Here is a 7,061-nt window from a genome sequence, read left to right as displayed (position 1 = left end):
GATCGAGCCAAAAAGCTCTGGGTCACGGTCGGAAAGGGACTGGGTGAAAAAACCGTCAGTTCGATGGGGCGCATTCACGGGTCATATCTCCTGTAGAATGAGGGCTGTTGCGGCTGCGTAAGCCGAATTGGCGTGCATTGTTGGTTGTGTCTGGGCGTAACGACAGAAATCAGATCACCCTGTCCCGAGGTTCACGGCCTTCGAAAAAGTCACTCAGGTTATCGAGCACACGGAACCCCATCGCCTCGCGCGCCTCGCGCGTGGCGCTGCCCAGATGGGGCAGCATCACGAGGTTGTCGCATTGCAAAAGGTCCGGGCTGATGCGCGGCTCGCCTTCGAAGACATCCAACGCCGCGCCGCCGATCATGTCGAACATCAGGGCCTGAATCAGAGCCCATTCGTCGATCACCTCACCGCGTGCAGTGTTGATAAGGAAGGCGTCCGGCTTCATCAGGCTCAGCCTGCGCGAATTGATCAGGTGCCGGTTGGCGGCGCCGCCGGGACAATGGAGCGATACGAAGTCACATTGCGGAAGCAGATCGTCGATTGCGTCCACTTGAGTTGCGTTGCACTGGGCCAACTCGTCTGGTGACACTCTGCTGCGATTGTATACAAGTATGTCCATGCCGAACCCGTGATGGGCGCGACGGGCCATCTCTTGCCCAATACGGCCGTAGCCGATGATCCCCAGCGTCTTACCGCTGACCTTGGTTCCGATCAGATGCGTGGGCCGCCAGCCCGTCCAGTTACCAGCTCGCAACTCGCGCTCGCCCTCACCCGCACGACGCGCCACCATCAATAACAGAGTCATTGCGATGTCTGCGGTGCATTCGGACAGCACGTCAGGCGTGTTGGTCACGGTCATGCCCAATTCCCGCGCCGACGGCTCGCAGATATGGCTGTAACCGACGCCATAATTGGCGAGGATTTTCGTTTGCGCCCCGGGGACGTCCAGCGCCTCGGCACTGAGTGTGTCGGTGACGGTGGGCAACACCGCGTCATAGGACTTCAGTGCCTGCCGGATTTCTGCCGGGGACATTGGTTTGTCCCCGGCGTTCAGAACCGCGTTGTAGTTCTCGGCCAGCTGCGCCTCGACGGCGGCAGGCCAGCGACGGGTAACCAAAACCGAGGGTTTGACCATCACGCAGCCTCCATCACGCGGGCAATGGTTTCACCGATGACGGCCGGGTTTTCAGCCACGGTCACACCGGCAGCAGACAGGATTTCAACCTTCTCGCTGGCGCTTTCGCCAAAGGCCGAGATGATGGCACCTGCGTGGCCCATGGTCCGGCCCTTGGGTGCGGTCAGACCCGCAACATAGGCAATTACCGGCTTGGTGATATGGTCGCGGATGTACTCCGCAGCCTCAGCTTCCTGCGGGCCACCAATTTCACCGATCATCGCGATGACATGGGTGTCCTCGTCTTCTTCGAAACGCTGCAGGATATCCTTGAAGGACGACCCGTTGATTGGGTCGCCACCGATCCCGACGCTGGTCGAAACGCCGATCCCCCGCTCTTTCAGCTGCGCCGCAGCCTCATACCCCAGCGTACCCGAGCGGCCAATGATCCCCACATGTCCTGGTAGATAGATGTGGCCCGGCATGATCCCCAGCAGTGCTTTGCCAGGCGAGATCGTACCCGCGCAATTGGGGCCGGTCAGAACCATGCGCCTCTCTTTGGGGTAACGATACATGTACCGCTTGACCCGGATCATGTCCTGCGCCGGAATACCGTCCGTGATGCAGACGCAATAGCGGATACCCGCATCAGCGGCTTCCATGATCGCATCCGCTGCGAATGGCGGCGGCACGAAAACAAGGCTCGTATTTGCACCGGTTTTTTCGACGGCCTGTTTGACCGTATCGAACACAGGAACGCCTTCGACGGTATCGCCGTGCTTACCAGGCACCACACCGCCCACGACATTTGTGCCGTAGCTCAGCATGTCCTTGGTGTGGAACCGGGCCATGCGCCCGGTAATGCCCTGTACGATAACGCGAGAGTCACGATCGAGAAGAATGCTCATTACACAGCCCTCATCTTGGTGCCTTGAGTAAGGTCGTTTTTCCATGCGCCTACAGCGCGCTCAGCAGCTTCCATCAATGTCGTTGCGCGAATGATGGGCAGGCCCGATTTGGCAAGGATTTTCTGTCCTTCTTCGACATTCGTGCCGGCCAGTCGCACGATGACCGGGATATCGATATCAAGCTCTTTCAGCGCCTGAACGACACCTTCCGCCACCCAGTCGCAGCGGTTGATACCGGCGAAAATATTGACCAGGATCGCCTGCACATTGTCGTCCGACAGAACCAGCCGGAAAGCCTTGGCCACACGCTCGGGCGACGCGCCGCCGCCGATGTCGAGAAAGTTGGCAGGCTCGCCCCCGGCCAGCTTGATCGTATCCATCGTGGCCATTGCCAGACCGGCACCGTTCACGATGCAGCCGATATTCCCGTCCAGCCCGACATAAGACAGACCACGATCTGCCGCGCGGCTTTCACGCGGATCTTCCTGGCTTTTGTCGCGCAGTTCGGAAATCTGCGGGTGACGGAAAAGGGCGTTGTCGTCAAAGCTCATCTTCGCGTCCAGCGCCAGAACACGGTCGTCACCGGTAATGACCAGCGGGTTAATCTCGACCATAGTGGCGTCCAGATCGCTGAAGGCGGCGTAGCAACCCTGCAGGGTGCGCACCATCTGCTGGATCAGTTTTGGTTCCAGTCCAAGCTCGAACGCGATTTCGCGTGCCTGGAATTCCTGCAGCCCGACTGCAGGTTCAACGATTGAGCGTACGATGCTTTCGGGACGGTCTGCCGAGATATCCTCGATCTCCATGCCGCCTTCGGAAGAGGCCACGATCATGACCCGCTGGCTGGATCGGTCGAGTACGAAACCAAGATAGATCTCGCGATCGATCGGCACGGCGGATTCGACATAGACGCGATAGATGCCTTTGCCTTCGGGGCCGGTCTGATGCGTGACCAGCTTGCGACCGAACAGGTCATCGCAGGCCTCGTAGATTTCGTTTTCGGTGTTGCACAGCTTGACCCCACCGGCCTTGCCGCGACCGCCCGCGTGAACTTGCGCTTTGACGATCCATTTGTCGCCACCCAGCTCACGTGCCCGATAGGCCGCTTGCTCAGGGCTGTAGGCCAATGCGCCCGAAGGCACATCTACGCCGAAGTTGGCAAGGATTTCCTTCGCCTGGTATTCGTGGATATCCATCTGGTTCGCTCCCGTTTATGCGGCGATTGAGGTGCCGTAGCGGCTTTCAAGCAAAGCCTCGATTGCTTCCTGATCGACGACCCCACCCAGCTCGCGCAGAGCTTCGGCAAACAGGCGCACGATCCGGCTGACGGCCTCGCGGTTCAGTTGGTTGAGGATGCCGATGCGTACCTGCACAGGCGCGCTGAGCGTTGGCCAGATACCGAATCCCCGTGCCCGGCAGTTCTGCACCAACTCCATCTCACGGCCCGCCAGTTCCGGCGGCAGGTTCAGTACGACGAGGCTGGGCATGTCCGAGGTCACCTCGCATCCCATCTCGATCACCGCGTCCCGCAGAACCTGTTCATGCGTCCGGTAGGACAGCGACCGTTTCGCCAACCCTTCCTGCAGGGTCAGACGCAGCGACTCATGGAACGCGGCGACGGCGTATCCGGAATGGGTCCGGTGATAGGTGCCTTTCTCCACGTCCTGCCCGTCAACGATGCCCCAGTGACGGGCCTCGAAGATCGGATTGTGCACGTAAGTATAGGCGCCTGATGTTTTCAGCGTATCGATATAGGCATCCGTGAAGCTGACCGGCGCGTAGGTGAGCGGCAGGCAGCACAGACCCTTTTGCGGGCATGAGGCCCATCCGGCAATGCCCGGAAAATCGTCAATCGAAAAGTCATCGACGCCCAGCGATGAGACCGCGTCGATCAGGCCCATTGCACCATGGCGCTCGCAGGCATCCGAGAATCCGCGCAGGTCGTTGATGCGGCCCGAACCGGTTTCCCAATGCGCCATGAAGGCCCATTTCGGTTTGTGCTCTGCCAAAGCGGCTTCAACCACTTCACCGGTCACCGGCTGGCCGTGTGGAACCTCGATCACGGTGACGCCGGCGGCCTGCGGGTCAAGCGGGTTGGCCGCGTGTTCCTCGGGCGTGGCGGCCTTGATCCGCAGTGTCAGCGCATCGATGCCGGAAAAGGTGCCATTGGTGAAGGCAATAACCTTGTCACCGGGCATGACGGCGGAAAACATCGTGTCCAGAGCGCTCCAACCAGTACCGGCAACCGCAAAGGTATAGGCGTTCTCGGTACCCCAGATCTTCCGCAGCATGTGCTTGCACTCGACCATCCCCCGAAGGACATCGCCCTGCATGTGATCCGCGACACCAGCATTGGCAAAGGCATGCAGGACGCGGGCATCGGTATTGCCTGGCCCCGGACCCGCGGCAAGAGTCTCGGGGATCTCGAGCGGAGGGAAGATCTGAAAAGTCATTGTTAGACATCCTCGGCAGTTGGTCGGGCATAGCGACCCGTTGTGTTACGTTGACAGACAGAAAACCGAGACTTGCCCGAACGCGCAACGTAACTTACTACTGCTTTAGCATGGCTAATAGTATGGGGAAAAACCTACCCATATTGGTAAAAATACCAATGTATACCAAAATCCACCCCACCCTAATGGGTAGGTTTTTAGAAAATTAGGGAGAAAACAGATGGTTGATGCCCCCAAACCCCCGATTGATATCATGCTGGCCGACGGCAATCCGCTGGTCCTTTCTGCGATGTCGGAAATCTTCGAGCGTGACCCGCGATTCTCTCTGGTCGCGACCTCGGCCACAGCCGAAGGATTTCTGGGAACGGTGATGCGAGTGCCTGTTCAAGTCGGTGTGGTGGACTGGAACCTGCCGGTTCTGGGCGCAGCCAAACTGATCGAAGTGCTGCGCGAACAGGCGAACGCCCCCCGTTTCGTCGTCTATGGAGAAACGACCGGTGATACCCCGCGGTTGGCGATGCAAGCAGGTGCCGCGGGCTTCGCCGCCCGGTCTGGTGAGGTCGAAGGCCTGCTGGAAACCTGTGCGGATGTGGCGGCAGGCAAAATGGTGTTTCCTTTCATCGATGTCCGGAAGATGCAACAGGATCCGATCCAGAGCCTGTCCCGCAAGGAGCGCGCCATCCTGGAGGCTCTGGCACAGGGCATGTCCAACCGCGACCTCTCCAAAGAGCTTCAGATCTCGACCAATACGGTAAAATTTCACCTGTCGAACATCTACGAGAAGTTGGCGGTCAAAAACAGAACCCAGGCGATTGCCTATTATTATTCCTCCCAGTTTTCAGGGGGCTGACCGGAAAACCCGATGGTTGGGACGATGGATTTCAAAGGTGTATTCAACCAGCGTTCTTGCCCCGGGCAAACCATGAATTGCAAAAGGCTAAGGTATAGATCAATTGCCTGACGTTGCGCATGCTCACTGGGCGCCGACGTTTTCGGTGGAAACCTTCTTCGTTCCAAGGCAATCTAAGTACCTGCACTCAGGCAGGAGGACCCACAGTGCCCCAGTACAACGATATGTTTGAATTGTCTGTCGAGGATATGGACCTTATTGAACAGGCGTTGCGCCTTGCAATAACCGTCAACTCCGCCAGTTCCGTTGACGAAACCGACGAAAGCCGTCAAGACCGTGAAACCTCGGTGCGCAAAATGCATGACCTCCTGGGCAGGCTTCACGATCAGAAAATCTTCTATCGCCCAAAGAGCGGAACCTATATCGGCGGGTGAACCTTTTAACGAGTTATTCTCGATTGCGTCTCCTGTCAGACAATAACTTTCTTTGCCATTTCGTAGTACGCAGCAAAGGCAGATAACTTTGAGCAAGCTATTCATTTTTGACTGGCGGTGACTTGCGCGCGACCTTTCCAGTCGGAGAACAGATTTTACTTAAGCTCCAACGTCCGACCCTGGGAGAGATGAAAAACGGTGAAATCTACTGTTTGCCCAGAGAGGCTCCAATGACTTCGACTCAGAAGTCCACGTACAGACGCCTGAATAACCAGTACAACAATAAAATCCCAATCCAAGAAGTTCCAAATGAGGTTAGAGAACGTCGGAAAATTCTAACGGACAAAGCTCTCCAAGTCTTGGATGCGGAGGTGATACCAGTTTTCGTTCAGTTGCTGAGCTGCACTTTGCGCTCGGGACTTTGCGACCGCCGCTGATCTTGTCCGCAACGAGAAAGATATTTTTCCAATCGTATAATGGTGGATTAAGTCCTTCGGGACCCGTCGTGTAAAGTAAAGGAATCCGGCTCTTACAAAATGAAAAGGGAACGGTTTTGTTCTCCAGCACGCACTACGCCCTTGGTCAACTCCAGTTAAAGCTGAATGGAAACAGCAGGTTACCTTCTGGGAATGGTGCCCGGGGGCGGTCCAGAAACCGAAACAATTCAATAGCTTAGAAGGCATTCGACCAATGAGCAACTTTTGAGCAACGCCCCTGCCCCCATGAGGTTTCAAGAACGACTTTTGGGCTACTTTACTCGCATTGCTTGTGTCAGCTTGTGAACAGTAGTTAAAGGAGCCTGTCCGTGATGCGCCATGCGCAACAAATGTTTACCCGGCAGGGCGGCGTCAAGAATTCGAAGGTGATACCAGTATTCGTCGAGTTGTTGCGCGGCTTTCGTAGCCCTTGAGACCGCTATCGTTGATGACCGCGTCCTGAGCGAAAACGATATCTTTCTGGCAGCGTAGTGCTTCAGAAGGTCCTGTGGGACTCGCCGCTCGAAATAGTAGATGCCGTTCTTGTTGAACGAAAAGGGGACCAAATTGTCATACGCCATGTCCTACACCCGCGCAGTTTTCACAAGAAACTGAGGGTAATCAATAGGTTTGTATGAAAACGTGGTGCCCGGGGGCGGAATCGAACCACCGACACGAGGATTTTCAATCAAGTTACCATAAGTGATTTCAATGGGTTACAACAAAGTGTATCACTTCGTGCATAACCTTTGAAAACCGATGGTTTGGCGGGGGTTTAGGATATTGAAATACAATTGTTTTTTTGATCTCATGGCCGTCA

Annotated in this window: 8 protein-coding genes; 2 read left to right on the top strand and 6 right to left on the bottom strand. The window is 56.6% G+C overall.

What is annotated here, in order from left to right; all coding sequences use genetic code 11:
• Nucleotides 1-169: 169 nt before the first annotated feature.
• Genes GOX66_RS21480 through GOX66_RS21465 form a run of 4 tightly spaced genes read right to left on the bottom strand, consistent with a single transcriptional unit; the run spans nt 170 to nt 4,481 of the window.
• Nucleotides 170-1,141: a 2-hydroxyacid dehydrogenase gene (locus GOX66_RS21480; protein ID WP_170765338.1), complete on the bottom strand. Its 972-nt coding sequence runs from the start codon at nt 1,139-1,141 to the stop codon at nt 170-172.
• Complete coding sequence (sucD, locus tag GOX66_RS21475) at nt 1,141-2,028, bottom strand: succinate--CoA ligase subunit alpha (RefSeq protein ID WP_170765336.1); 888 nt, start codon at nt 2,026-2,028, stop codon at nt 1,141-1,143. The genes GOX66_RS21480 and sucD overlap by 1 nt, the downstream gene beginning before the upstream one ends.
• Nucleotides 2,028-3,224, bottom strand: a complete 1,197-nt coding sequence (locus tag GOX66_RS21470; RefSeq protein ID WP_170765334.1) for a malate--CoA ligase subunit beta — start codon at nt 3,222-3,224, stop codon at nt 2,028-2,030. The genes sucD and GOX66_RS21470 overlap by 1 nt, the downstream gene beginning before the upstream one ends.
• 15 nt (nt 3,225-3,239) lie before the next feature.
• The gene (locus GOX66_RS21465) at nt 3,240-4,481 is read right to left on the bottom strand and encodes a pyridoxal-phosphate-dependent aminotransferase family protein (RefSeq protein WP_170765332.1); all 1,242 of its coding nucleotides are present in this window, start codon (nt 4,479-4,481) and stop codon (nt 3,240-3,242) included.
• A 220-nt stretch (nt 4,482-4,701) separates the two neighbouring features.
• Here GOX66_RS21465 and GOX66_RS21460 point away from each other — a divergent pair, with 220 nt between their 5' ends.
• Together GOX66_RS21460 and GOX66_RS21455 are read left to right on the top strand one after the other, a co-directional pair.
• Nucleotides 4,702-5,331, top strand: coding sequence for a response regulator transcription factor (locus GOX66_RS21460; protein ID WP_237212714.1), 630 nt, complete (start codon nt 4,702-4,704; stop codon nt 5,329-5,331).
• 206 nt (nt 5,332-5,537) lie between these two features.
• Complete coding sequence (locus GOX66_RS21455) at nt 5,538-5,765, top strand: hypothetical protein (protein ID WP_170765330.1); 228 nt, start codon at nt 5,538-5,540, stop codon at nt 5,763-5,765.
• A 335-nt stretch (nt 5,766-6,100) separates the two neighbouring features.
• On the opposite strand, the gene GOX66_RS26380 is transcribed toward GOX66_RS21455, so the two are convergent.
• Both GOX66_RS26380 and GOX66_RS26215 read right to left on the bottom strand, forming a co-directional pair.
• Nucleotides 6,101-6,448 carry a DUF6538 domain-containing protein gene (locus tag GOX66_RS26380; RefSeq protein ID WP_419555578.1) on the bottom strand — a complete coding sequence of 116 codons (348 nt, stop codon included), beginning with the start codon at nt 6,446-6,448 and terminating at the stop codon, nt 6,101-6,103.
• 65 nt (nt 6,449-6,513) lie between these two features.
• Entirely contained in the window at nt 6,514-6,822 is a 309-nt protein-coding gene (locus GOX66_RS26215) for a DUF6538 domain-containing protein (RefSeq protein ID WP_336509517.1), read from the bottom strand.
• Nucleotides 6,823-7,061: the final 239 nt, after the last annotated feature.

It is taken from the genome of Ruegeria lacuscaerulensis (assembly GCF_013031245.1).
Lineage (GTDB): Bacteria > Pseudomonadota > Alphaproteobacteria > Rhodobacterales > Rhodobacteraceae > Ruegeria > Ruegeria lacuscaerulensis_C.
This window is presented reverse-complemented; position numbering and strand designations above follow the sequence as displayed.

Bases quoted from the DNA above. Each gene is read 5' to 3' on its own strand.
- GOX66_RS21480 (WP_170765338.1), bottom strand. From the start codon at position 1,141: ATGGTCAAACCCTCGGTTTTGGTTACCCGTCGCTGGCCTGCCGCCGTC.
- GOX66_RS26215 (WP_336509517.1), bottom strand. From the start codon at position 6,822: ATGGCGTATGACAATTTGGTCCCCTTTTCGTTCAACAAGAACGGCATC.
- GOX66_RS26380 (WP_419555578.1), bottom strand. From the start codon at position 6,448: ATGCCTTCTAAGCTATTGAATTGTTTCGGTTTCTGGACCGCCCCCGGG.
- GOX66_RS21465 (WP_170765332.1), bottom strand. From the start codon at position 4,481: ATGACTTTTCAGATCTTCCCTCCGCTCGAGATCCCCGAGACTCTTGCC.
- GOX66_RS21470 (WP_170765334.1), bottom strand. From the start codon at position 3,224: ATGGATATCCACGAATACCAGGCGAAGGAAATCCTTGCCAACTTCGGC.
- sucD (WP_170765336.1), bottom strand. From the start codon at position 2,028: ATGAGCATTCTTCTCGATCGTGACTCTCGCGTTATCGTACAGGGCATT.
- GOX66_RS21460 (WP_237212714.1), top strand. From the start codon at position 4,702: ATGGTTGATGCCCCCAAACCCCCGATTGATATCATGCTGGCCGACGGC.